Genomic DNA, 25,533 nt, shown 5'->3' with positions numbered 1-25,533 from the left:
AAAATGACAGTTAAGACCGTTGTGCAGCTACAAAATGTTACCAAAAAAATTAAAGGCAGAACGATTATCGATCACGTTTCTTTTGACGTTTATGGAGGAGAAGTCTTCGGATTTCTCGGCCCGAATGGTGCCGGCAAAACGACAACCATTCGAATGATTGTTGGTCTGATGAGTTTAACTGAAGGTGATGTGCTGATTGAAGGAAAGAGCATTAAAACGGATTTTGAGGGTGCTATTCAGCATGTGGGTGCGATCGTTGAAAATCCTGAAATGTATCAATTTCTTTCAGGCTACAAGAATCTAGTCCATTTCGCCAGAATGTACAAAGGAATCACGAATGAAAAAATTAATGAAGTCATTAAGCTGGTGGGACTTGAGAAGAGAATTCACGATAAAGTGAAAACCTATTCACTTGGAATGCGACAACGTTTAGGAATTGCTCAAAGCCTGCTGCATGACCCAAAGGTGTTAATTTTGGATGAACCGACAAACGGACTTGATCCTGCAGGAATTCGGGAGATTCGGGATTACATTAGAAGGCTGGCCAAGGAAAGGGATATGGCTGTTATCGTCTCCAGTCATTTACTTTCCGAAATGGAAATGATGTGTGATCGTATTGGGATTATTCAAGCTGGTAAGCTGGTAGATGTTCAAACAATGAATGATTTTGTTTCCACTGAAGGACAGCTTTATAAACTGGAAGTGGAACAACCGGAAGAAATTAAAACAAAACTGACTGCTCATTATCCTAATTGGACGATTGAAACCGTTCAAGGGTCATTGGTTATTAACATGACAAAAGAAGATATTCCATCTTTGGTCCGCTGGTGTGTGGAAAATGAAGTGAATGTGTATGGTATTGCTCCTGCTGCTAAAACATTAGAGGATCGATTCCTTGAAGTCACAACAGAAAAAGGAGAGGTTCTTCGTGCTTAAATTAATTCAAAATGAATGGATGAAACTATTAAATCGTCCAGGAACGTATGTCATGCTTGGACTTATGATTTTGGCAATTGCCGCTTTAACTGCATTTTCAGTTTATACAAATTCCACTATTGAAACCAATGATTCAGACTGGCGTGTTGCACTTGAAGCAGAAAATGAAGGACTTAGACAAAGTATTGAGGAGGGAGGAGATGCCTTTTATGTGCAAGAATCTGAAAGGCAGCTAGCGTTAAATGAGTATCGCCTTGCCAATGATGTTCAGCCTTCAGAAGGTACTACTGTATGGTCATATTTAGAAAGTAACTCATACTTAATTTCCTTGGTTGGATTATTTGCCATCATTGTAGCGTCTGGTGTCGTAGCAGGAGAATTTTCATGGGGTACCATTAAGTTGTTAATGATTCGTCCAATTGCCAGATGGAAAATTCTTTTATCAAAATTTATTACTGTTGCATCATATGGAATTGCTATGATCGGTATCCTTTTTGTCCTTTCAATGATTATAGGGTTTATTTTTTTTGATTCAGCTTCAATGATCCATCTTAGCTATCAAGATGGGGCCGTCCAAGAAGGGAATATGATTTTATATTTAATGAGAATGTATTTATTAAGCTCGGTTGATGCGATTATGCTTACAACGATGGCCTTTATGATCTCTGCTGTTTTTAGAAATAGTTCACTTGCGATCGGGATCAGTTTGTTCCTTTATTTTATCGGGGGAACCGTTACGGGTATTCTTGCGATGTGGTTCGACTGGACGAAATACATCCTTTTTGCCAATACAGGATTAGTTATGTATGAGCTCGGTACGCCTTTAGTAGAAGGAATGACGTTGACTTTTTCACTTATCGTGCTGGCTGTCTACTTTACTATCTTTATAGTTTTGGCGTTTTCTATTTTTACAAAGAGAGATATTGCATCATAAAATGAAATGCCCTCAAAACGATTTAGGTCGTTTTGGGGCATTGTTTATTTCATATTATCGTAAATTTGCTTTAATGCCTGCTCGAATTTTCCGGTGGTTTTTGGTTCATAGTAGCGGGCTTTTTTTAATGTGTTCGGCAAATATTGCTGCTTGACCCAGCCGTTAGGATAATCGTGGGGATATTTATACTCCACACCACGTCCAAGCTCTTTTGCTCCTTTATAATGAGCATCCTTTAAATGATCTGGAACAACACCGCTTTTCCCTTGGCGGATATCGCTAAGGGCTGCATCAATCGCACTGATGGCCGTATTGGACTTTGGCGATAAACAAAGTTCGATTACGGCATTCGCTAATGGAATTCGAGCTTCAGGAAAGCCGAGACGCTCTGCGGATTCAATGGCTGCGAGCGTTCTCGGTCCTGCCTGCGGACTGGCAAGCCCAATATCTTCATAAGCGATGACAAGAAGTCTGCGCGCAATGGTTGGCAGGTCTCCCGCTTCAATTAGACGCCCTAAATAGTGAAGAGAAGCGTTTACGTCGCTGCCTCGTATAGATTTTTGAAATCCGCTCATGACATCATAATGTGCATCCCCATCTTTATCATGAGCAAAGCTTTTTTTCTGCAAGCATTCCTCAGCAATGTCTACAGTAATGTGAATGGAACCGTCTTCGGTTGACGAAGTGGAACGAACGGCAAGCTCTAGTGCATTTAGTGCGCTTCTTACATCACCGTTGCTTCCGGTAGCGAAATGTATAAGTGCATCCTCGCCGAGCTCGACATTCAATTTGCCAAGTCCTCTATCTTCATCGATTAAAGCTCGTTTGATGGCGATTGTCATGTCTTGAATAGAAAGAGGAGTCAGCTCGAAAATTTGGCATCTGCTGCGAATAGCAGGATTGATCGCGTGGTAGGGGTTGCTTGTCGTTGCGCCAATCAATGTAATCATGCCGTTTTCTAAATAGGGCAGAAGGAAATCCTGCTTTGTTTTATCAAGTCGGTGCACCTCATCTAAAAGTAAAATGACTTTTCCAGACATTTTTGCTTCCTGCACCACAATCTCCATATCTTTTTTATTATTGGTTACAGCATTTAAGCTGCGAAATGCGTATTGTGTGCTGCCTGCGATCGCTGAGGCTATAGATGTTTTCCCGATTCCTGGAGGTCCATATAAAATCATGGATGAAAGCTGTTTAGCGAGTACCATGCGCCGAATAATTTTTCCTTCTCCGACAAGATGCTCCTGGCCTATAATTTCATCGATTGTTCTCGGTCTCATGCGAAAGGCCAAAGGTTTTATGCTCATACGATCACTCCAAACTCGTTAGCTGATATTAATCTACCATAGTACAGATATCAATGAAATGCCAATCTTATGGGTTATATGCTATAATGGCAAAAGTCAATAGTCGAGTGATAGAGGTGGATGAAATGAAAATATCAACAAAAGGGCGATACGGTTTAACGATTATGATTGAACTGGCAAAACGTCACGGTGAAGGACCAACTTCATTAAAAGCCATTGCTCAAACACATGATCTATCTGAACATTATTTAGAGCAATTGATCTCCCCGCTCCGTAATGCTGGATATGTTCGAAGTATTAGAGGGGCTTACGGCGGATATGTATTAGCAGACGAGCCAGGAAATATTACAGCAGGGGATATTATTCGTGTCCTTGAGGGGCCGATAAGTCCGGTGGAAGGAATCGAAGATGAAGCACAGCCTCAGCGTGAGCTCTGGATTCGAATTCGTGATGCAGTAAAAGATGTTTTGGATCATACCACGATAGAAGATTTAGCTAATCATACCAATGAAGGCGAATCTGATGCCTATATGTTTTACATTTAATTGATAAACAAGTGGAGGGAACAACGTTGAATCATGTATACGCAGACCATGCGGCGACAACACCCATTCGTCCGGAAGTGGTTGAGGTGATGATGGAGGTCTTGTCAACACACTATGGCAATGCCTCAAGTATTCACTCGGTAGGACGCAGGTCAAGACAATTTTTAGACGATGCAAGAGCGGCAATTGCGAAAAGTATTAACGGCTCTTTTAATGAACTCATTTTTACTAGCGGCGGGACGGAAGCGAATAATCTTGCCATCATGGGTGCTGCAGAGGCGATGAAAGATCGCGGACGCCATATCATTACAACAAAAATCGAGCACCATGCTGTATTGCACCCATGCGAAGCTCTTATAAAAAAAGGGTTTGATGTGACTTTTTTAGATGTTGATGAAACGGGCCGGATTTCAATCGAAGATTTTGAAAAGGCATTAACGGACAACACGATTTTAGTAACCGTAATGTACGGAAATAATGAAGTTGGTACGATTCAGCCGATTCGTGAAATCAGCGAAAGACTGCAGCAGCATCAGGCGCTTTTCCATACAGATGCGGTACAGGCGTTTGGCTTGGAAGATATTAATGTACGCGAACTTGGAGTTGATATGCTGTCAGTGTCAGCGCATAAAATAAACGGACCTAAAGGGGTCGGTTTTCTTTTTGTTAAAGATGGCACTCCATTATCTCCTATCTTGCTCGGTGGTGAACAGGAGCGGAAAAGAAGAGCAGGTACAGAAAACATTGCTTCTATTGCTGCACTGGCAAAAGCAGCGGAGCTGGCTCAATCAGAAAGAAAAGAAAAGCGGGAGCAACTGATTGAAATTAAACTAACGCTTCTTAAAGAATTAGATCGTCTTGGTATTTCGTACCAAGTGAACGGATCTCTTGAACATGCACTTCCTCATGTGCTAAACTTGAGCATTGCTGGTGTGGATGTTGAGGCAATGCTGGTGAATCTAGACTTAGCCGGCATTTCTGTTTCGAGCGGATCTGCTTGTACAGCAGGATCCATTGAACCATCCCATGTTTTAGTAGCGATGTTTGGTCAGGCTGATGAACGTTTGCGGAATTCAATACGATTTAGTTTCGGTATGGGAAACACCGCTGAAGATGCAAAAAAAATTGCCCAAGAAGTGGTTGCGGTCGTTAAGCGACTAGCCTCTTAAATCATAAAGCAGTACTTGAAATTTTTATAGTGAAAGTGGTGAAACAGATGAATAAATTGCCTAAAAACACACGCGTAGTAGTTGGTATGTCAGGTGGTGTAGATTCTTCCGTTGCGGCGCTTCTTTTGAAGCAGCAAGGATATGATGTCATTGGAATTTTTATGAAAAACTGGGACGATACAGATGATAATGGAGTTTGTACGGCGACAGAGGACTACAATGATGTGATCCGCGTATGCAATCAAATCGGAATTCCGTATTATGCGGTAAATTTTGAAAAACAGTATTGGGATAAAGTATTTACTTACTTCTTGGACGAGTATCGCGCAGGAAGGACACCAAATCCTGATGTAATGTGCAATAAAGAAATTAAGTTTGCAGCGTTTTTAGACCATGCGATGAAGCTTGGAGCAGACTATCTTGCTACAGGACATTATGCAAGAGTGGAAAATCGTGACGGTGAAGTGAAAATGCTTCGCGGTATTGATGAGAAGAAAGATCAAACGTACTTCTTGAATCAGCTGTCACAAGAACAGCTTTCTAAAGTTATGTTCCCGATTGGTGATATCGACAAAAAAGAAGTACGTAAAATTGCTCAAGAAGCAGGCTTAGCTACAGCAGCGAAAAAAGACAGCACAGGAATATGTTTTATCGGTGAACGAAACTTCAAGGGATTTCTTGGTCAGTATCTTCCTGCACAGCCTGGCGAAATGGAAACAATGGATGGAAGGAAGGTTGGACAGCATGACGGATTGATGTATTACACAATCGGACAGCGTCATGGTCTTGGTATTGGTGGTTCTGGTGAACCTTGGTTTGTGCTTGGCAAGGATGTACAAAAAAACGTACTTTATGTCGGACAAGGGTTTGATCATGAGGCCCTTTACTCAAGCTCAATTACAGCAACAGATGTTAGCTGGACATCAAATCAGGCAGTTGCACAAGAATTTCGCTGTACAGCAAAATTCCGCTACCGTCAGCCAGATCACGCTGTTACAGTTCGCATTCAAGATAATGGGCACGTAGAAGTCATCTTCGATGAGCCGCTTCGAGCTGTTACCCCTGGACAAGCAGTTGTTTTCTACAATGGGGAAGAATGTCTTGGCGGTGCAACAATCGACCTTATTTTCAAAGAACAAAAGCAATTATTATACGTAGGATAAGTAGACCGGAATGTGGAAGTGTTTCCCTGAGACATCTTTGCCCAAGTATAAACTGATAGGGGTGTAGATGCAGCGGATTAACTTTCATATCCCGGTTTTTTACTGTCTAATTGATGTATTTCCTGTGATATACTGTGAAGCAGAAACGATAATGAATTGAATGGTAGAGGTGCTACAATGACAAATAATAATGAACTAGCGATACAAAAACTCCAAGAGGGGGCATATGAAGAAGCTCTCGATCTTTTAAATAAAGCTATTGAAGAAAATCCTAATGATGCAGCTGCCTATATTAACTTTGGAAATGTACTGGCTCAATTTAATGAAGTGGATAAAGCTGAACGATTTTTTCAAAAAGCCATTACAGTAGATGAAGATGCTGGGCTTGCTTATTACTCTCTAGCGAATCTTTATTACAATGAGGAGCGTTTTGGAGAAAGTCGGACATTGTATGAAAAAGCGATTGCCAAAGGTGTAGAGGAAGCAGATGCATATTTTATGCTTGGGATGACCTTTATGAATGAAGAACAAACAAAGCTTGCACTCCCATACCTTCAGCGCAGTACTGAACTTGATGAGAATGATGCTGAAGCGCATTTTCAGTATGGTTTGGCACTTGCTCAGCTCGAACTGGGAACAGAGGCTATTGCTGTATTAGAAAAAGCCACAGCGCTTGATTCAAAACATGCAGATGCTTTTTACAACTTGGGAGTGGCACACGCAGGTTTTGCAGAGGATGTTCATGCAGCTCTTCAATGCTTTGAACGGGCGATTGAAGCACAACCAGATCATTACTTGGCTTTAAATGGAAGACAACTGATGAAGCAGGCACTTGACCAGTCATAATTTGTTGGGAAAAGGGGTGAGCAGGAATGAGCAGCCAGCCTAAAATGGATCTGTTTAACGAGGAGGAGCCATTTATAAAAGGACGTCATATTGTGACGATCTTTCATAATGAAGACAATCTATATTCCGTTGTCCGTGTCCGTGTAGAAGAGACGAATACCGCTCATGATGAAAAAGAAGCGGTTGTAACTGGCCATTTTCCGAAAATGCAGGAAGAAGATACGTATATATTTTATGGTCAATTTAAAGAGCATCCTCGTTTTGGTGAACAGTTTCATACTACCCACTTTAAAAAAGATCTCCCTCAGACGAAACAGGGAATCATCCATTATTTATCGAGTGATCTCTTCCAGGGGATCGGTCTCAAAACGGCTGAAAAAATTGTAGAAACACTTGGTGAACAAGCGATATCGAAAATTATGGAAAATGATGCTGTACTCCAGGAAGTGCCCAAGCTGTCGGCTGAAAAAGCAAAGCATATTTATGATGTGCTGATTGAACATCAGGGGCTTGAGCGTGTAATGGTGCATTTAAATGACTGGGGGTTTGGTCCTCAGCTGTCCATGAAAATCTATCAGCTTTATCAGGATGCGACGCTTGAAATATTGCAGAAAAATCCCTACCAGCTTGTCTATGAAGTCGATGGTGTTGGATTTGGCCGGGCGGATGATCTTGGTAGACATCTTGGGTTATCAGGGCGACATCCTGACCGTATTAAAGCAGGCTGCTTATATTGTCTTCAACAGGCTTCATTGCAGGAAGGACATGTATTTGTTGAAGCTTCAACACTTTTAAGCAAGGTAAAGGAACTATTAGAAAAACATCAGGCAGAAAACATTGATTATACGGATATTTCCGCTCAGCTATTGGAGCTTGATGAAAAAGGTAAAATCATTGGTAAAGATCAGCGAATTTATATGCCGTCGCTTTATTTTTCTGAAAAAGGATTAGTAACCAATATTCAACGTATTCTTTCTCAGACGGAATACGAGAACCAATTTCCAGAGTCTGAGTTTTTGCTTGCACTTGGAGATCTTGAAGAACGTCTCGGTGTTTATTATGCATCCTCACAAAAAGAAGCCATACAAACTGCATTAATGTCTCCAATGATGATTTTAACAGGAGGTCCGGGTACAGGGAAAACAACAGTTATTAAAGGAATCGTTGAGCTTTACGCGGAGCTTCACGGTATATCGCTCGATCCTGACCAATATAGTAAAGAAGAACCGTTTCCTGTTGTGCTTGCGGCACCCACTGGCCGCGCCGCAAAAAGGATGTCGGAATCAACAGGACTTCCTGCTATGACCATTCATAGACTTCTTGGATGGAATGGGCAGGAATCGATGGAAGAGGATGAAGACCGACTAGTTGAAGGCAGACTACTGATCATTGATGAAATGTCCATGGTTGATACTTGGCTTGCTCATCAGCTGCTTCAGGCTCTTCCAGACACGATGCAGGTTATTTTGGTAGGTGACCAGGATCAGCTGCCCTCTGTTGGACCAGGGCAGGTTCTGCAGGATTTACTTGATTCAAAGGTGGTGCCGACAGTCCAATTGACGGATATTTATCGTCAAGAAGAGGGTTCTTCCATTATCGAGCTTGCTCACCAGATGAAGCAGGGAAGAATTCCGCAGAATATTCGTACACAGCAGCCTGATCGCTCTTTTATTCCTTGCAGAGCGAATCAAATGGAGGAAGTCGTTGGCAAAATAGTGAAGAATGCTTTGTCAAAAGGCTATACAACAAAGGATATACAAGTGCTCGCCCCAATGTATCGCGGTCCTGCTGGAATTGACCGTTTGAACCAGGTCTTGCAGGAATTGATGAATCCGAACCCTGATGGCACGAGAAAAGAGCTTAATTTTGGTGAGGTTACCTATCGAATTGGCGATAAAATCCTGCAGCTAGTCAATCAGCCTGAGAGTCATGTGTTTAATGGTGATATGGGTGAGGTTATTTCTATTTTTCATGCAAAAGAAAATACAGAAAAACAGGACATGCTGCTCGTGTCCTATGACGGCGTAGAAGTGACCTATACTCGACAGGATTTAAATCAGATAACACACGCCTTTTGCTGCTCCATTCATAAATCTCAGGGAAGTGAATTTCCAATTGTCATTTTACCTGTGGTGAAAAGCTATTACCGAATGCTAAGAAGAAATCTTTTATATACCGCAATCACCCGAAGTAAACGTTTTTTAATTTTATGCGGAGAAGAAGAGGCATTTCGATTTGGTGTTGAGAGGACCGATGATTTACAGCGTTTGACGACGCTGCGAAGTAATCTTGAAGAGACGTTGAACCATCCAAATGCTGTTCACGAGGCTCCAGGCAACCAGATCATCTTATCGGAAGAGACGCTTCTATTAATTGATCCGATGATCGGGATGAACGGAATCACCCCTTATGACTTTTTAGAAGCAAATCACAATCAAGAATAAAGCAGTAGAATATGGGCAATTATGTAGGTAAAATCCTGCGAAGATTTTCATTCGTGTAAAGGAGGATCCTTAATGAAATGTCCATGCTGTAAACAGCGTAATATAGGGAAAATTGGTTCCAATCATTATTACTGCCGATCCTGTTGTATAGAGTTAATGAATGTCAGAGGAAGACTGACTTTGTATGAGATCGCAGAGGATGGCACAGTTGAATGCTTAAATGATCTTTTTTATGAGACTGAGCTTCCGAGCTTTCAAGAATGGGTCCAATAATAAAAAAGTGGCTGTACAGGCTTCTGCTCATTTTTTTCAGTCTGCTCATCCTATGGGTAACGCAGTTATTATGGCCGGTCTGGAAGCCGCTTTTTAATAGTGTATTGTTGGCAGCAGTTCCGCTTTTACTAAGTGCGTTGTTTGCCTATCTTTTGCTGCCGTTTGTTCATTTCTTAATCAAAGCGAAATGTTCAAATCGTTTGGCGGTTTGGATTGTATTTATTGTACTTGCGGCATTTGTAGGTGCCTTTGTACAATGGGGCATTCCTTCTCTATGGGAAGAATGGAAGAATCTCGCCATTCATCTGCCGCAAATAATTGCTCAACTAGATGGCTGGAATTATCAAGTTTCCGGTTGGATTGCTCAGCTGCCAGAACCTGTTGCACAGTTGTTCTCAGAAGCGATGGATCGATTAGTACGGCGAACAGAAGAAAGATTGCAGGGAATGATGATGGAGGCGGATCATTCTATCAAGTGGATCGTTGCGATCTCACTCGTTCCATTTATGACATTTTATGTCCTGAAAGATCGTGAACGAATGGGCGAAGCGGCTATTTCTCTTATACCATCAGATAAAAGAGAACACGCACTTGCAATTTCTCATTCACTGCATACCAGGCTCGGGGGATATATACGAGGTCAGCTTTGGCTCGTGCTCGCAGTAGCGACTGTTTCATTTATTGCACTCTATTTGCTTGACATACCATACGCTTTGCCGCTTAGTGGTATAATGGGCTTATTTAATATCATTCCGTACATAGGCCCTATACTTGGTGCGCTGCCAGCTGTTTTTATTGCAGGAACCATTTCGTTTAACCTTGTTGTGTGGGTTGCTGTCGCTGCGTTTGTTATCCAAATGCTTGAAAGCCACCTATTAGCACCGTGGATTATGGGCAAAAACATGGATGTGCATCCTTTGGTGATTATGATTTTATTACTGGTTGGCGGTGAACTGGCCGGGATTATCGGATTAATTCTTGCCGTTCCTCTTTACATGGTAATCTCAATCATGATTCATATTTCTTTTTCAAGAAAGCGCCTTGATCGAATTGACAAATGAAGCCATCCTTTTTATAATTTCTTTAGGAAAAAAAGTCTAACTCAAAGATGGAACAAGTACATTACAGACCATTCAGCGTTTTGCGAAGAGAGATTCTCCTAGGCTGAGAGAGAATTTGAATGAAGGGTAATGGAAAGCTAGTCCGGAGTGCAGATAAACTCTGCCGTATGCCGCGTTAAGGCTCCAAAGTGATGGGTAGCAAGATTGAACTCATAACCAGGGTGGTACCGCGAGTTAGCTCTCGTCCCTGTACGGGGATGAGGGCTTTTTGTGTGCAATTTTATCCTTGTATAGGGCAAGCAGCCATTTCTTATCCGACTATTATTAGCATGCTGGTGAAGTTTGTTACTTTTGACTCACACTTCAGTACGGCTGACTATCTAGGTGCCGCAGCTAGAAAAAGAATTTAAGGAGGACCAATGATGAAAAAATGGTCAGGTGCAGAAATCAGACAAATGTATTTAGATTTTTTTAAAGAAAAAGGGCATGATGTTGAACCAAGTGCTTCATTAGTGCCTCATGAGGATCCATCATTACTTTGGATTAACAGCGGAGTAGCTACCCTGAAAAAATATTTTGACGGACGAGTGATTCCGGAAAATCCAAGAATTACAAATGCACAAAAATCCATTCGTACTAATGATATCGAGAATGTTGGAAAGACAGCACGCCACCACACGTTTTTTGAAATGCTTGGGAATTTTTCCATCGGCGAATATTTTAAAGAAGAAGCAATTGAGTGGGCTTGGGAATTTTTAACCTCTGAAAAATGGATTGGTTTTGAAGCAGACAAGCTTTCTGTGACCGTTCATCCTGAGGATCATGAAGCCTATGCACTCTGGAGAGATAAAATAAAAGTACCGGAAGAAAGAATTATTCGCTTGGAAGGAAACTTCTGGGATATCGGTGAAGGACCGAGTGGACCAAACTCAGAGATCTTTTATGATAGAGGGATTGAATATGGTTCAGATGTAAATGATCCTGAACTGTATCCAGGCGGAGAAAATGAACGCTACTTAGAAATCTGGAATCTTGTTTTCTCCCAATTTAACCATAATGCAGATGGTACTTATACGCCGCTTCCAAAGAAAAACATCGATACCGGTATGGGACTAGAGCGTATGGCTTGTGTAGTTCAGGACGTTCCGACAAACTTTGACACGGATCTTTTCATGCCGATCATTCAATCAACAGAAGCAATTTCAGACAAGAGATATCAACAATCACCAGAACAGGATGTAGCATTTAAAGTGATTGCTGACCATGTTCGAACAGTCGCTTTTGCGATTGGAGACGGTGCTCTTCCTTCAAATGAAGGACGCGGCTACGTATTAAGAAGACTTTTGCGCCGCGCAGTCCGATATGCGAAACAGATCGGAATCGAGCGCCCGTTTATGCATGAGCTTGTGCCGGTTGTAGCGGATATTATGATCGATTTTTATCCGGAAGTGAAGGAGAAGGAAGATTTTATCCGTAAAGTCATTAAAACAGAAGAAGAGAGATTCCACGAGACGCTAAATGAAGGTCTTCAAATTCTATCTGGCTTAATGAATAAGGCGAAGGAAGACGGCACTGGTACAATCGCAGGTGAAGATGTTTTCCGTCTTTATGACACGTTTGGATTCCCTGTAGAGCTAACAGAGGAGTATGCAGAAGAGAATGGTTTGACGATTGATCATAAGGGCTTTGAACATGAAATGGATGCTCAGCGCCAAAGAGCTCGTGCTGCCAGACAAGATGCGGGATCTATGCAAGTGCAGGGCGGCGTATTGGGTGATATCAAGACTGCCAGCGAGTTTTTGGGCTATGACCGTTTGACTCATGTATCAACAGTTGAAGTGATTGTGCGCGATCAAGTGCTGGTTGAGGAAGCAAACGCGGGAGATGAAATTCAGCTTATCCTAGCCGAAACACCTTTCTATGCTGAAAGCGGAGGACAAATTGGTGATAAAGGAACACTTACTCATGATGGTGTTACCGTTACAATCACAGATGTAAAAAAAGCACCGAATGGGCAAAACCTTCACACGGCGATAGTGAAAGAGGGCACCTTACTGAGAGGCGGTACGGTTACCGCTAAAGTTGATCCGTTCTCACGCAGCCAAATCACAAAAAATCATACAGCTACCCACCTTCTGCATCAGGCGCTTAAGGATGTTTTGGGGAATCACGTAAATCAAGCCGGCTCGCTTGTCCAGCCTGACCGACTTCGTTTTGACTTCTCTCACTTCAGTCAAGTACAGTCGGAAGAGCTTGAGAGAATTGAAGAAATTGTAAATGAGAAAATTTGGAATAATTACGTAGTAGAAACGGCAGCAAAATCGCTTGAAGAAGCAAAAGCAATGGGAGCAATGGCACTATTTGGAGAAAAATATGGCTCCGTTGTCCGCGTTGTTTCGATTGGTGATTACAGTCTGGAGCTTTGCGGAGGCTGCCATGTTCCAAACACAGCTGCGATCGGTTTATTCCGCATTGTATCTGAAGCAGGGATCGGTGCGGGTACTAGAAGGATTGAAGCCGTCACCGGAGAAGCAGCGTATCGTTACATGAATGAGCAAATTGGCTTGCTTCAGCAAGCTGCTCAGCTTCTCAAAACAAATACAAAAGATGTTGTAACTCGTATTCAAGCTGTTCAGTCAGAGCTTAAAGAAGTGCAGCGTGAAAATGAATCACTTCAAGCGAAAATGTCGAATATTGAAGCAAGCAATATCATGGATCGGGTTCAAACAGTTAATGGTGTAACTGTCCTTGCAGAGAAAGTGCAAGTATCTGACATGAATGCGCTGCGCTCAATGGCCGATGATGTGAAAAACAAGCTTGGTTCTGGTATTCTTGTGCTGATTGCAGTACAGGGAGATAAGGTTCAAATCATTGCAGGTGTAACAAAAGATCTAATTGATAAAGGATTCAATGCTGGGAAATTAGTAAAAGAAGTTGCTACTCTTTGTGGGGGCGGTGGCGGTGGTCGCCCTGACATGGCCCAGGCTGGCGGTAAAGATCCGTCAAAAGTAGAGGAAGCATTGCAATTCGTACCTGAATGGGTGAAATCCTTTTGATTATGATCAAACTGGTGTACAATAAACTATATGTTGGACAAAAGGAATAGGGAGACTGTTCCGGAGTGAGGTGTTGAAGATGAGCTCATTTGATAAAACGATGCGATTCGACTATGGGGAAGAGCCTATGGATAAAGAAGTACAAAAGGTTCTTATCCAAGTGTTTCAAGCTCTTGAAGAGAAAGGATACAATCCAATCAATCAGATTGTAGGATATCTTTTATCTGGAGATCCCGCCTACATTCCGCGACATCAAGATGCACGGAATATTATTCGCAAGCTTGAACGGGATGAAATAATAGAGGAGCTTGTAAAGTTTTACCTACAACAACATAAAGAGGAAAACTAAGATGCGCGTAATGGGGTTAGATGTTGGCACAAAAACAGTGGGTGTAGCAATTAGTGATGCGCTCGGCTGGACTGCTCAAGGGATCGAGACGATTAAAATTGATGAGCTTGCTGGTCAATTTGGCTTTAAACGAATAAAACAGCTGGTTGACGATCATGAGGTATCAAAAATAGTTGTCGGTTTACCTAAAAATATGAACAATTCAATTGGTCCACGCGGTGAAGCATGTATTCAGTATGCTGATAGCTTGAAGAAAAAGCTGGGTCTTGAAGTGATCCTTTGGGATGAACGTCTGAGTACAACGGCAGCTGAGCGTGTCCTGTTGGAAGCTGACGTTAGTCGTAAAAAACGAAAAAAGGTCATTGATAAAATGGCTGCAGTATTTATTTTACAAGGCTATTTAGATAGCCAGAAATGAAGAGGTGAATAAGATGGAACACGGTGAAAAGAATATTACAGTGGTAGATGAGCAAGGAAATGAGATATTATGTGAAGTTCTATTTACATTTGATTCTGAGGAATTCAAAAAATCATACGTATTATACTTCCCAGTTGGAGAATCAGATGACGAGGAAATAGAAATTCATGCTTCTTCTTTTGAACAAAATGAAGAAGGCGAAGAAGGCGAATTAAAGCCGATTGAAACAGAAGAAGAGTGGGATATGATTGAGGAAATGTTGAATACTTTCCTTGATGAAGAAGAGGAAGAATAGACCGTTCTTGTGTATAGGGTGACGGGTGAGTGGATAAACACTTGCCCGTCACCTTTTTGTTTTAACAGCGTATTCCTTTAAGATCTTCCTTGAAGAATGTCAGAAGATGGCGTATTGTTGTATAAGAAGTTTTAAAAATTTGTCTGCATTGCGTTGCTATTTATGTGGAGGGAAAGCCTTTGAGTGATAATCAGTCAAAAATTGAACAGTGGATTCATAACTTGCAAGAAAGAAAAAAGGAAGCAAAATTAGTGAGAAAAATCGTTTTTATATCTATGATTGTGTTTTTATTAGTTGTAGTAGGTGTTGGGTTTGGAGGATATACCTATATATCGTCTTCTTTAGAGCCAGCAGATCCAGAAGATAACACAGCCGTTTCTGTCGAAATTCCAATCGGTTCATCTGTGGATTCAATCGTATCTATTTTAGAGGAAAATAATATTGTTCGAGATGCAACGGTCTTTAAATATTATTTAAAGTTTAATAATGAATCGGATTTTCAAGCAGGAACCTACGATTTAACCCCTTCAATGACATTGGGAGAAATCACCGAAAGTCTAAAAACAGGTAGAGTCTACCACGAGCCGCTATTTATGGTAACAGTTCCTGAAGGACTAAGTCTTGAAGAAATTGCAGTGATTATTGAAGAAAATACCCGTTTTACAGCAGATGAATTTATGACGACTGTAGACAATCCCGAATTTATCAATTCAATGAAAGAAAAATATCCCGAACTTGTTACTGATTCTATATTTGGCGAATCAATTCAGCATCCATTAGAAGGATATTTATTTCCGGCTACATACCCGTTTTATGATGAAGACCAAGAGCTAGAAGAAATTATTTCGCAAATGGTTGAAGCGACCTATGTAAATGTTACACCGTATATCGAGCAGTATGCCGAGACGATGCAAAATGAAGAGCTGACAGTGCATGATGTTCTTACTTTTGCTTCTTTATTAGAGGAGGAAGCAACGGAGGATACAGATAGAAGATTAATTGCGAGTGTATTTTACAATCGTTTAGAAGAAGGCATGCCATTGCAAACAGATCCAACGGTTCTTTATGCCCTAGGTGAGTGGAGCGACCGTGTTTTATTTGAAGATCTTGAAGTGGATTCTCCTTATAACACGTATAAAAACACCGGACTGCCTCCTGGACCGATTGCTTCATCAGGCGTTTCATCCATTGAAGCGGTGTTAAACCCGGAGAACTCTAATTATTTTTACTTCCTAGCAAGCTTAGAGGATGGAACCGTATACTACTCTGAAACATTAGATGAGCACGAAAGAAAAGCAGAAGAGTATATATACAATGAGCGTGAGGAAGCAGAGACAGAAGAATAAAATCATGTGCCCTTATTTTCACACCCTGGAGGAAAGATTTTTCACTTTCCTCCAGCTTTTGTGTTAAAATAGAACAAGTATTTTTAGCGTACTTCACAGAGTCGTTTTAAGCGGAAAGCTGTAATAGGCTTTCTTCTTTTCATGTCAAGCGGCTATTCTGTGGACGCTCTTTTTTATGTCAGCGCAAGATCGAGGAAGAAGGCGGGGTTCACGTTGAACGATAAAGTTCATGGATATATAGCGTCATTATATAAAGATCGTCCAGCATTATTTCAAGAAATGGAGAAATTTGCAGAGCAAGAAAGTGTCCCCATAATGGAACTTGATGGTATGGAAACCTTACTTCAATGGCTCCGTTTTCAGCAGCCTAAACGTATATTAGAGGTTGGTACAGCAATCGGCTATTCAGCATTAAGGATGGCGGATGCTTTGCCTAATACCGAAATCGTTACGATTGAACGAGATGACCGTCGAATTAAACAAGCACGGTCATTTATCTCCAGGTCAAACGACGAAAACCGGATTCATATTTTATCTGGTGATGCATTGGATCTAAAGGATGAAGTGTCTTCTTACGGTGAGTTTAATGCTATCTTTATTGATGCAGCAAAAAGCCAGTACGGAAGGTTTTTTGAGCTTTATGAGCCAATGCTGTCCAATGATGGTGTAATATATACCGACAATGTACTATTTAAAGGGCTTGTTGCAGATGTGACACCTGAATTAAGCCGTAATGTAAAGCAGCTAGTAAGAAAATTAGATCGATACAATCAATGGTTAATGGCAAAGGCAGATTACCATACCGTTATTATTTCTGTTGGAGACGGTTTGGCTATAAGTAAAAAGAGGTGAAAATCATGAAGAAACCAGAATTACTCGTTACACCAATGTCTGTTGATCACGTTAAGGAGCTGTGTGAAGCGGGAGCGGATGCCATTATAATCGGCGAACAGCGTTATGGTCTCCGTTTGGCTGGAGAATTTAATCGGGGTGATTGCCAAAAAGCAATCGAGATCGCACATGACTATAATAAAAAAGTTTATATAGCTGTTAATGCTATCTTTCATAATGATAAAGTAGATGAATTAAATGATTATCTTCTATTTTGTCAGAATGCCGGAGCGGATGCTGTTGTTTTTGGTGACCCTGCTGTTTTAATGGCAGCACGGGAATCGACACCTGATTTGCCGCTTCATTGGAATACTGAAACGACTGCCACTAACTATTATACCTGTAACTATTGGGGCCGCCGAGGTGCCAAACGTGCAGTATTGGCAAGAGAGCTAAGCATGGACACGATCATCGAAATGAAAGAAAATGCTGAAGTGGAAATTGAGGTTCAAATACACGGAATGACGTGTATGTTCCAATCAAAACGTTCTCTTTTAGGCAATTATTTTCTATACCAAGGAAAAGCACTCGAAATTGAGAATCGAAAAGAACAAAAAAATATGCTGCTCCACGATAAGGAGCGTAATAACAAATATCCAATCTTTGAAGATGAAAATGGTACTCATATTATGAGTCCGAACGATATTTGTATTATTGATGAATTGCAGGAAATGATTGATGCAGGGATAGATTCATTTAAAATCGACGGAATTCTGCAAACGCCAGAATATGTGACGGCTGTTACGCAGCTTTATCGAACAGCGATTGATCGTTATACAGAAGATCCGGAGGTTTATGAAGATCAAAAGAGTCAGTGGCTTGAGCAAATTGAAGAGATGCAGCAACCGCATCGTCCCTTAGATACAGGATTCTTCTTTAAAGAAACGGTTTATTAAGCAAGGAGGAAATCAGCATGGCGACGAAAATAAACGATAAAATTTCAACAATTGTGGATGGCAAGCGAGTAATTGTGAAAAAACCTGAGTTGCTAGCTCCGGCCGGAAATCTTGAAAAATTGAAAGTGGCAGTTCTTTACGGTGCCGATGCCGTATTTATTGGTGGTCAAGAGTATGGGCTGCGTTCTAATGCAGGTAATTTTACGTTGGAAGAAATGAAAGAAGGCGTAGAGTTTGCAAAGCAATACGGGGCGAAAATTTATGTTACCACGAACATCTTTGCGCACAATGAGAATATAGATGGGCTTGAGGAATACTTAAGAGGTATCGCGTCAGCAGGAGTCGCAGGAATTATTGTAGCGGATCCACTTATAATTGAGACGTGCCAGCGAGTAGCTCCAGAAATTGAAGTTCATTTAAGCACACAACAGTCCTTAACAAACTGGAAAGCTGTCGATTTTTGGAAGCAAGAAGGCCTTCATCGCGTTGTTTTAGCCCGTGAAACAAGCGGGGATGAAATTGAAGAAATGAAAGAAAAGGTAGATATTGAAATCGAGGCCTTTATTCATGGTGCCATGTGTATTGCTTATAGCGGACGCTGTACCTTAAGTAACCACATGACGGCACGCGATTCTAACCGCGGTGGCTGCTGTCAATCATGCCGTTGGGATTATGATCTGAATGAAGTAACAGATGGAAAAGAAAAGGCGCTATACAGCGAGGATGATGCAGCATTCGCGATGAGTCCAAAGGATTTAAAACTTGTTGAATCTATTCCTCGTATGATCGAGGTCGGAATTGACAGTCTTAAAATTGAAGGACGCATGAAGTCCATTCATTATATTGCAACGGTTGTAAGTGTGTATCGTAAAGTAATCGATGCGTATTGCGCGGATCCAGAAAACTTTAAAATAAAGCGTGAGTGGTTGGAAGAGCTTGATAAATGTGCAAACCGCGAGACGGCAACTGCATTTTTTGAAGGTGTTCCAGGTCACGAAGAGCAAATGTTTGGTGTTCACGGTAAGAAGACGAAATTTGATTTTGCCGGACTTGTTTTGGATTATGATGGTGAATCAAAAATGGTAACTATGCAGCAAAGAAATCACTTTAAACCAGGACAGGAAGTTGAGTTTTTTGGTCCAGATATGGATAATTTCACACAAGTTGTGGAAACAATCTGGGATGAAAATGGAAATGAACTTGATGCAGCACGCCATCCGCTTCAAATCATTCGATTTAAAGTGGACCAGCCTCTACGTCCGAATAACATGATGCGAAAGGAGCTTGTATAAAGCTCATGATAAAAAAACCAGTTGTAATAGGTATTGCTGGAGGATCTGGCTCTGGGAAAACCTCTGTTACTAAATCAATATATGATTTCTTTCAAGGCCATTCAATTGCATTGATTGAACAGGATTATTATTACAAAGATCAGAGTGGTATTCCCTATCAAGAGCGTTTGAAAACGAACTATGATCATCCTTTAGCATTTGATAATGATTTGCTTATTGAGCATATTCAGCAACTGCAGCAGCGTTTGCCGATCAATAAGCCTGTATATGACTATACGGTTCATACACGCTCAGTGAATATTATTCCGGTAGAGCCCAAAGATGTTATTATTTTGGAAGGAATTCTTGTGCTGGAAGATCAACGACTTCGTAATCTAATGGATATTAAGCTTTTCGTAGATACTGATGCAGATTTACGCATAATTCGACGACTGCTTCGAGATATTAATGAACGAGGTCGTACCATTGATTCGGTAGTCAATCAATATATTAATGTAGTCCGTCCGATGCATAATCAGTTTATTGAACCAACAAAACGATATGCTGATATCATTATTCCTGAAGGCGGACAAAATCATGTAGCAATTGATATAATGGTAACGAAAATTCAAACGATTCTTGAACAAAACTCGATTGTGTAATATGATAGCAAAGACTAAAAAAGGGGAATTGCATCATTATCCCTTATTCTTGTACTTCATAAAAGAGGGTACAATCACATAGCATGACTTAGAAGCGAATATGGCTCTCATGCAATTAAAGGAGTGAAGGGTTTTGTCAAATGAAAAAGTATTTCCTATGACACAAGCGGGGAAACAAAAGCTAGAACAAGAATTAGAACAATTAAAATCGGTTAAACGAAAAGAAGTGGTTGAGCGTATTAAAATCGCTCGAAGCTTTGGGGATCTTTCAGAGAACTCAGAATATGATTCAGCGAAAGAAGAGCAGGCTTTTGTAGAAGGACGTATTTCTACTTTAGAAGCCATGATTCGCAATGCGAAGATAATTGAAGAAGATGTATCGATGGACGGGGTGGTCACACTCGGGAAAACGGTTACTTTCGTTGAGTTGCCAAATGGTGATGAAGAAGAGTATACAATCGTGGGCAGTGCTGAAGCCGATCCTTTTGAAGGACGTATCTCCAATGATTCACCAATTGCAAAAAGCTTATTAGGAAAAGTTGTGGGTGACCAGGTAAAGGTTCAAACACCTGGTGGAGATATGGATGTTCGAATTGTTTCAATAAAATAATAATCTAAAGTTTCGGGTGATTCTGCCCGAAACTTTTTTTCATTTAGTTCGTCTATATTAATACACGCACATAAATAGGTCTCCTTACCTAGTTGAGAAAGGGGCTTCATGTCACTTGTGTAACGGTCACAAAGACATGATATGCTTATTAAGATTCTGTTGTCTGAATAGACAACCTTCATACGGGAGAGATGAATATGACACAAAATCAGCCTTCTAGAGAAAAAATGTATGGTCAGAAGAGAAAAACAAATGTATTACTAAACTCTTCAATTGCTGTAGTATTGGTATTAATTTTAATTGTTAGCTCTATGATCTTTTTAAACGGTGCGACAGATAATGATTCAACCGTAGCCACTGATCAGCAGCAAGGGGAACAAACAAATGCACAAGATAAGGAGACAGATATAGATTCTGATTCTGTAGAAGAATCATCATCCGATCGAAAAGAAGATGATGGTACAAATGAAGAAGAGAAAGCTTTAGCTGCTTCTGATGAAGACAATAACGACACTTCAATAAATGATCAAAACGAACAAGAAGATAGAGCTGATGAAGAAGATAACGAAAGTAATACAGCTGTTACTACTGCTGGGACAGAACCTGGGGTAGAGGAAGTAACTGTTAATGACGGATGGAAGCCAATCGGAACTACCCAAACAGGAGAGCATGTTTCTATTTATGATGAATCGTCTGTTGACTGGTCAGAAAAGGTTCAAGCAATCTCCTACGCAACCGGCATTTCTGAACAAGAAATGACCATCTGGTTTATTGGAAACCATGAACAGCATCCACAAAAATCGGTCGGAACAGTATCACCCTCAAATGACGCATCCATTAAATATCGCGTATATCTTGAATGGGTGGACCAAGAAGGATGGAAGCCAGTAAAAATGGAAAAACTAACACCATAAGAAAAGCGGAAGGAGCTCGTTCAGCTGCGACAAGCACAAGGGGCAGTAGGTAGCGTAATAGTGGTCTTTGCCAATACATATGTCATTGACCTCAAAAGTCTCCTGTCATAGCCAGTTGGAAAGTTCATTTATTATCCGTTCAAATAGATAAAAAAGGACTGGCGTCTATGCCAGTCCTTTTATATTGCTTTATAATGCACGACTGCCGTGTAATACGGGCGGCCTTTTTCATCAATCGTGACTTGGTGGGAAACAGAATGTACCCGGAGTAAAATTGCCTGGTTGTGCTCCATTTGATCGTTGATTTTCTTCTCAAGACTAGACAAGCTGTGTGCCTCATAAAACTCCACTTTATCTTTTAACATTTCCACATGAAACGACATCATCTATCACCTCTCTAAATAGCGCTATTACAACTTCATTCTATCATGTGTTGTCAAAATGAAGAATTGAATTTTGCAGTTTGTTATGATACAGTCAAGAGAGTTTTGATGAAATTGTTGAAATGAGGGATTTTATGAAAGTAGCAATTATTGGTGCAATGGAAGAAGAGGTTGCATTATTGCGTTCAAATATAGATCAGTCACAAACGGAGATTGTCGCTAACAGTGAGTTCACAACAGGAAAGATGAGTGGAATCGATGTTGTGTTGTTAAAAAGTGGAATCGGTAAAGTAAATGCAGCCATGACCACAACGATTTTACTGGAACGTCATCAGCCAGATCTGATCATAAACACCGGCTCAGCAGGTGGTTTCGATTCTTCATTAAACGTGGGTGATTTAGTGATTTCCACAGAAGTACGACACCATGATGTCGACGTTACAGCATTTGGATATGAGTATGGGCAAGTCCCTCAATTGCCGCCTGCATTTTTGGCCGATGAATCACTTATGGAGCTGGCGGTCAAACAGGCAGGAGCCATTAAGGGTGTTCAGGTTGTTACAGGGCTAATCGCTACAGGAGACTCATTTATGAATGATCCCGTACGAGTTGAAGGACTGCGCGATAAATTTACTGGCCTGCAAGCATTAGAGATGGAAGCTGCAGCAATTGCGCAAGTCTCTTACCAATACGGTGTACCTTTTGTTATTATTCGTTCATTATCAGATATAGCAGGAAAAGAATCTCATCTATCCTTTGATCAATATTTACAAAAAGCGGCTGTTAATTCGGCAGAGCTCGTTATGTCTATTGTAAGTGGACTAAAAGAGAGCAGAGGAAACGTTTTAGAGCGGAAATGCTGATCAAAGCGTTCGCAAGTCATCCGTTGCCTTTTCGCTCTTGTTGAGAGAATTCATGAAAGAGCTTCATCAAGGCTCTTTTTTCAATTCTTGAGACATAGCTTCTTGATATGCCCAGCTCTTTTGCGATTTCCCGCTGAGTTTTTTCTTCTTCACCATTAAGTCCAAAACGCTTTATGATTACATCTCGTTCACGCTCATCCAAAGATTGAAGGTATTCTCTAACCTTTCGTTGATTCATCTTATTTTGAATAAGATCATCAAGTTCATCCTCTTCGCCGCGTAGTACATCGATCAAGCTGATGGCATTTCCATCCTTGTCCTCGCCGATCGGATCGTTAAGAGACACATCCTTTTTAACTTTTTTTAATGAACGAAGAAACATTAAAATTTCATTTTCAATACAGCGGGCCGCATATGTTGCAAGTTTTGTACCTTTATCAAAAGAATAGCTTTCAATAGCCTTGATCAATCCGATGGTACCTATGGATATTAAATCTTCATTTGATTCACCGGTATTTTCGAATTTTTTTACAATATGTGCGACTAGACGTAAATTATGCTCAATCAGCGTTTTTCTTGCTGTGTCATCTCCGGCAATCGTTTTTTCAATCATTTCTTTTTCTTTTTCCTTTGATAGCGGCTGCGGAAAGGCATTTTGCTTAAAATAACCAAATAGTGCTGTGCCGTCTCCAAGTGTAGCCAATAAAGCAAGCAGTAAGCTAGACAATGTTCAACCCCCTTCATTTCGTTATTACTAAAACTATATGACATAGGGAGCTTTCTATTGCTAGTCCAATGGAAATTACAAGTGAATATACAGAATAGGCCCGCTAGTACAGGTGTTAGTATTAACAAATTAAAGATTGATCGTCAAAAGAAATAATGCTTTTTTTGCATGGGAAAAATACTTTTATTCCATATATAATAAAAGAGGTGCATGAACCTCCTTGCAAGCATAAAGGTACAATAGTTTATAGGGCGTTTAGTGAATGATCTTTTAGAAAAAGTTAAAACGATAAAATAACGTAAAAATAGCCGATCCCAAAGGAATCGGCTATTAGAAAGACTACATTTTTTTTACTTTAATTGGGCTTACCATGAGTAAAGAAAGAACAAACATAATTGTAATGTGTAGTGAGAACGAAATGAATCCTTGTCCAAAGTAACTCAATGTGATCAAACATCCTGCTGCCGTTATGGGAAGACCTTGAAAGTAAGATGAGGACTCAGTGATGTTAAAACGGGCTAAACGGAAGGCGCCACACCCAATAAAGAAGATAGCAAGAAGCATTCCACTTATGCCAAGATCGTGGAGAATTCCATGATAGATAAGCAGTGCAGGGGCAATTCCGAATGAAACCATATCACTCATTGAATCAAGTTGTTTTCCGAATTCAGATTCAATGCCAAATCTTCTGGCAGCCATACCGTCGAGGCGATCCATCGATGCTGCTATAAAAATTAGCAGCGCACCTAGGTTGAATTGTCCAGATGTTATAAACAGGGTAGCAAATCCACCTAGCGTTAGGTTGGACAATGTTAACATATTAGCTGTTTGCGATTTAACCTTTTTTAAGGTTACGTCAATTACTTGCAAAAATGACACGAGTGTCCTCCTTATAATGGTTATGGTTCATATTGTACTCTTTTTCCGCGTAATTGTTAAGTCTATTAATTGTCGAAGAAGGGAGGTTGTGTTCTATGAAGCGTTTTATTTATCAAAAATGTGTGGAGTTAACGAATGGAAAAACAACCTCGTCAGTACTAAAAGCATTTACAGGATCAGCCTATAGCAAAAAAATCATCCCTTCGTATCAAAAGACTTTTGGTATAAAGATGGAGGAGTGGGAAATTCCAGATAAAGGTTTTTCTTCCTTGCAAGAGTTTTTTACCAGGGAAGTTAAAAGAGGAGCGAGACCGATATCTGAAGATCAAAATACGCTGATCAGTCCTGTAGACGGTAAAATTGAGTATGCAGGACCCCTTGCTTCAGACGGACAATATATTGTGAAAGGTCATTCCTACACAATCACGGACCTTCTTGGGAGCAATGCATTTGCTGAGACGTTTAGAAATGGGTATATGATCATTTTATACCTGAGTCCAGCAAATTATCACCGTATACATAGTCCGGTCAATGCTTCTGTAGGACGTCAATGGATATTTGGTCGTTCGTCATATCCTGTTAATCACATTGGACTTTCATATGGTGATCGTCCTTTATCCAAAAATTATAGAATGGTTACGGAGTTAGTCACTGAGCATGAAAAGAAGTTTGCGTTTATAAAAGTGGGTGCAATGTTTGTTAATTCTATCCACTTAAGTAATACAGACGACAAATGGCGTAAAGGTGAGGAAGTTGGGTTTTTTCGTTTTGGATCAACGGTCATTTTAGTCGCTGAAGAAGGATCGATCGAACTCACTAAGAAATTTGGACCCGTAAAAATGGGAGAGGTAATAGGACAGTTACGAGTATAGTGAATCCATGCTGCGAATCGTTTTTCTTTCAATTTCTTTTTCAATTAAGGAAATAAAATCACTTGATAGCTGGAGTTTTTTCGCTTTTTGCAAGGCCTCAACTAATAGTGTTAGTGGCAGGTCTTCCATCTCTACCGCTCCTTTCAAAGATACTGATCGCTTAATTTGTAATCTAAAAATATCAGAATAAAACCCAAAGAACAAGCGTTCTCTTATCCACAACACTCGGTGGATAATCTGTGAAGAACTTGTAGATATCTTGGTCAAACCCATACATACTCTAGCATGTAGAAAAGGGATAGTTATCCACAAATGAGAAAAAAGGATAAATTTGTCGAACGATTCCCATCATATTTGAACTTCTGTTCGTTTTGAAAATCAATGATTATTCTTGTATGATGGGAACGAAAATGAATAAAGAGG

28 protein-coding genes are annotated in these 25,533 nt (G+C 40.6%); 23 read left to right on the top strand and 5 right to left on the bottom strand.

Translation table 11 applies throughout. The features are described 5' to 3' along the window. Positions 1-3 precede the first annotated feature (3 nt). Together KP78_RS16120 and KP78_RS16115 are read left to right on the top strand one after the other, a co-directional pair. Positions 4-936, top strand: a complete 933-nt coding sequence (locus KP78_RS16120; protein ID WP_041090385.1) for an ABC transporter ATP-binding protein — start codon at positions 4-6, stop codon at positions 934-936. Continuing rightward, positions 929-1,870 (top strand): ABC transporter permease, encoded by a 942-nt coding sequence (locus KP78_RS16115; RefSeq protein WP_041090383.1) that lies wholly within the window; start codon positions 929-931, stop codon positions 1,868-1,870. The genes KP78_RS16120 and KP78_RS16115 overlap by 8 nt, the downstream gene beginning before the upstream one ends. Positions 1,871-1,914: 44 nt before the next feature. Here the strand turns inward: KP78_RS16115 and KP78_RS16110 are convergent, their stop codons facing one another. Next, positions 1,915-3,177 (bottom strand): replication-associated recombination protein A, encoded by a 1,263-nt coding sequence (locus KP78_RS16110; protein WP_041090381.1) that lies wholly within the window; start codon positions 3,175-3,177, stop codon positions 1,915-1,917. A 125-nt stretch (positions 3,178-3,302) separates the two neighbouring features. Between KP78_RS16110 and cymR the strand changes: the two genes are divergently transcribed. The 19 genes from cymR to KP78_RS16025 all read left to right on the top strand — a co-directional run bounded on the left by cymR (position 3,303) and on the right by KP78_RS16025 (position 21,386). Beyond that, positions 3,303-3,722, top strand: coding sequence for a cysteine metabolism transcriptional regulator CymR (gene cymR / locus KP78_RS16105; RefSeq protein ID WP_041090379.1), 420 nt, complete (start codon positions 3,303-3,305; stop codon positions 3,720-3,722). Between the two features lie 26 nt (positions 3,723-3,748). Next, positions 3,749-4,891, top strand: coding sequence for a cysteine desulfurase family protein (locus tag KP78_RS16100; RefSeq protein ID WP_041090377.1), 1,143 nt, complete (start codon positions 3,749-3,751; stop codon positions 4,889-4,891). 35 nt (positions 4,892-4,926) lie between these two features. After that, on the top strand, positions 4,927-6,054 hold the full coding sequence (gene mnmA, locus KP78_RS16095) for a tRNA 2-thiouridine(34) synthase MnmA (RefSeq protein ID WP_327063191.1): 1,128 nt from the start codon (positions 4,927-4,929) through the stop codon (positions 6,052-6,054). 177 nt (positions 6,055-6,231) lie between these two features. Further along, positions 6,232-6,900, top strand: coding sequence for a tetratricopeptide repeat protein (locus tag KP78_RS16090; protein ID WP_041090373.1), 669 nt, complete (start codon positions 6,232-6,234; stop codon positions 6,898-6,900). A 26-nt stretch (positions 6,901-6,926) separates the two neighbouring features. Beyond that, positions 6,927-9,344, top strand: coding sequence for an SF1B family DNA helicase RecD2 (gene recD2 / locus KP78_RS16085; protein WP_041090371.1), 2,418 nt, complete (start codon positions 6,927-6,929; stop codon positions 9,342-9,344). Positions 9,345-9,416: 72 nt separating this feature from the next. Further along, the gene (locus KP78_RS19435) at positions 9,417-9,617 is read left to right on the top strand and encodes a hypothetical protein (RefSeq protein ID WP_084220116.1); all 201 of its coding nucleotides are present in this window, start codon (positions 9,417-9,419) and stop codon (positions 9,615-9,617) included. Further along, positions 9,605-10,678, top strand: a complete 1,074-nt coding sequence (locus KP78_RS16080) for an AI-2E family transporter (RefSeq protein WP_041090370.1) — start codon at positions 9,605-9,607, stop codon at positions 10,676-10,678. The genes KP78_RS19435 and KP78_RS16080 overlap by 13 nt, the downstream gene beginning before the upstream one ends. Before the next feature lie 272 nt (positions 10,679-10,950). Then, the gene (locus KP78_RS20165; protein WP_157841517.1) at positions 10,951-11,088 is read left to right on the top strand and encodes a hypothetical protein; all 138 of its coding nucleotides are present in this window, start codon (positions 10,951-10,953) and stop codon (positions 11,086-11,088) included. Between the two features lie 12 nt (positions 11,089-11,100). Beyond that, complete coding sequence (alaS, locus tag KP78_RS16075; RefSeq protein ID WP_041090369.1) at positions 11,101-13,734, top strand: alanine--tRNA ligase; 2,634 nt, start codon at positions 11,101-11,103, stop codon at positions 13,732-13,734. Positions 13,735-13,813: 79 nt separating this feature from the next. Further along, the gene (locus KP78_RS16070; protein ID WP_041090367.1) at positions 13,814-14,083 is read left to right on the top strand and encodes an IreB family regulatory phosphoprotein; all 270 of its coding nucleotides are present in this window, start codon (positions 13,814-13,816) and stop codon (positions 14,081-14,083) included. A gap of 1 nt (position 14,084) precedes the next feature. Then, positions 14,085-14,501, top strand: coding sequence for a Holliday junction resolvase RuvX (gene ruvX / locus KP78_RS16065; RefSeq protein ID WP_041090365.1), 417 nt, complete (start codon positions 14,085-14,087; stop codon positions 14,499-14,501). A 13-nt stretch (positions 14,502-14,514) separates the two neighbouring features. Then, the gene (locus tag KP78_RS16060; protein ID WP_041090363.1) at positions 14,515-14,796 is read left to right on the top strand and encodes a DUF1292 domain-containing protein; all 282 of its coding nucleotides are present in this window, start codon (positions 14,515-14,517) and stop codon (positions 14,794-14,796) included. Between the two features lie 179 nt (positions 14,797-14,975). Continuing rightward, positions 14,976-16,142: an endolytic transglycosylase MltG gene (gene mltG, locus KP78_RS16055; RefSeq protein WP_041090361.1), complete on the top strand. Its 1,167-nt coding sequence runs from the start codon at positions 14,976-14,978 to the stop codon at positions 16,140-16,142. 213 nt (positions 16,143-16,355) lie between these two features. Next, positions 16,356-16,994, top strand: a complete 639-nt coding sequence (locus KP78_RS16050; protein ID WP_041090359.1) for an O-methyltransferase — start codon at positions 16,356-16,358, stop codon at positions 16,992-16,994. A 5-nt stretch (positions 16,995-16,999) separates the two neighbouring features. Next, a complete protein-coding gene (locus KP78_RS16045; protein WP_041090357.1) occupies positions 17,000-17,929 on the top strand; it encodes a peptidase U32 family protein in 930 nt (309 codons plus the stop codon). A 17-nt stretch (positions 17,930-17,946) separates the two neighbouring features. Then, a complete protein-coding gene (locus tag KP78_RS16040) occupies positions 17,947-19,221 on the top strand; it encodes a peptidase U32 family protein (protein ID WP_041090356.1) in 1,275 nt (424 codons plus the stop codon). Between the two features lie 5 nt (positions 19,222-19,226). Continuing rightward, positions 19,227-19,862, top strand: coding sequence for a uridine kinase (gene udk, locus KP78_RS16035; RefSeq protein WP_041090354.1), 636 nt, complete (start codon positions 19,227-19,229; stop codon positions 19,860-19,862). 133 nt (positions 19,863-19,995) lie between these two features. Beyond that, on the top strand, positions 19,996-20,472 hold the full coding sequence (gene greA / locus KP78_RS16030) for a transcription elongation factor GreA (protein WP_041090352.1): 477 nt from the start codon (positions 19,996-19,998) through the stop codon (positions 20,470-20,472). A 197-nt stretch (positions 20,473-20,669) separates the two neighbouring features. Further along, the gene (locus KP78_RS16025) at positions 20,670-21,386 is read left to right on the top strand and encodes a YrrS family protein (RefSeq protein ID WP_052474883.1); all 717 of its coding nucleotides are present in this window, start codon (positions 20,670-20,672) and stop codon (positions 21,384-21,386) included. 179 nt (positions 21,387-21,565) lie between these two features. On the opposite strand, the gene KP78_RS16020 is transcribed toward KP78_RS16025, so the two are convergent. Then, positions 21,566-21,769 (bottom strand): DUF2536 family protein, encoded by a 204-nt coding sequence (locus KP78_RS16020; RefSeq protein WP_041090349.1) that lies wholly within the window; start codon positions 21,767-21,769, stop codon positions 21,566-21,568. Positions 21,770-21,903: 134 nt separating this feature from the next. Between KP78_RS16020 and mtnN the strand changes: the two genes are divergently transcribed. Next, positions 21,904-22,632, top strand: a complete 729-nt coding sequence (mtnN, locus tag KP78_RS16015) for a 5'-methylthioadenosine/S-adenosylhomocysteine nucleosidase (protein WP_041090346.1) — start codon at positions 21,904-21,906, stop codon at positions 22,630-22,632. A 16-nt stretch (positions 22,633-22,648) separates the two neighbouring features. Here mtnN and sigK read toward each other — a convergent pair whose 3' ends face one another. After that, complete coding sequence (gene sigK, locus KP78_RS16010; protein ID WP_041090345.1) at positions 22,649-23,359, bottom strand: RNA polymerase sporulation sigma factor SigK; 711 nt, start codon at positions 23,357-23,359, stop codon at positions 22,649-22,651. A gap of 339 nt (positions 23,360-23,698) precedes the next feature. Further along, positions 23,699-24,238 carry a CDP-diacylglycerol--serine O-phosphatidyltransferase gene (gene pssA / locus KP78_RS16005; protein WP_041090343.1) on the bottom strand — a complete coding sequence of 180 codons (540 nt, stop codon included), beginning with the start codon at positions 24,236-24,238 and terminating at the stop codon, positions 23,699-23,701. Positions 24,239-24,333: 95 nt separating this feature from the next. Between pssA and KP78_RS16000 the strand changes: the two genes are divergently transcribed. Continuing rightward, positions 24,334-25,110, top strand: coding sequence for a phosphatidylserine decarboxylase (locus KP78_RS16000; RefSeq protein WP_041090342.1), 777 nt, complete (start codon positions 24,334-24,336; stop codon positions 25,108-25,110). Here the strand turns inward: KP78_RS16000 and sda are convergent. Further along, positions 25,099-25,239 (bottom strand): sporulation histidine kinase inhibitor Sda, encoded by a 141-nt coding sequence (gene sda, locus KP78_RS19640; RefSeq protein ID WP_106388586.1) that lies wholly within the window; start codon positions 25,237-25,239, stop codon positions 25,099-25,101. The two genes, KP78_RS16000 and sda, sit on opposite strands and share 12 nt — an antisense overlap. Positions 25,240-25,533: the final 294 nt, after the last annotated feature.

The sequence above is a fragment of the Jeotgalibacillus soli genome, from assembly GCF_000829435.1.
Lineage (GTDB): Bacteria > Bacillota > Bacilli > Bacillales > Jeotgalibacillaceae > Jeotgalibacillus > Jeotgalibacillus soli.
The sequence above is the reverse complement of the archived record's forward strand: the minus strand, read 5'-3'. Positions and strand labels throughout refer to the sequence as shown.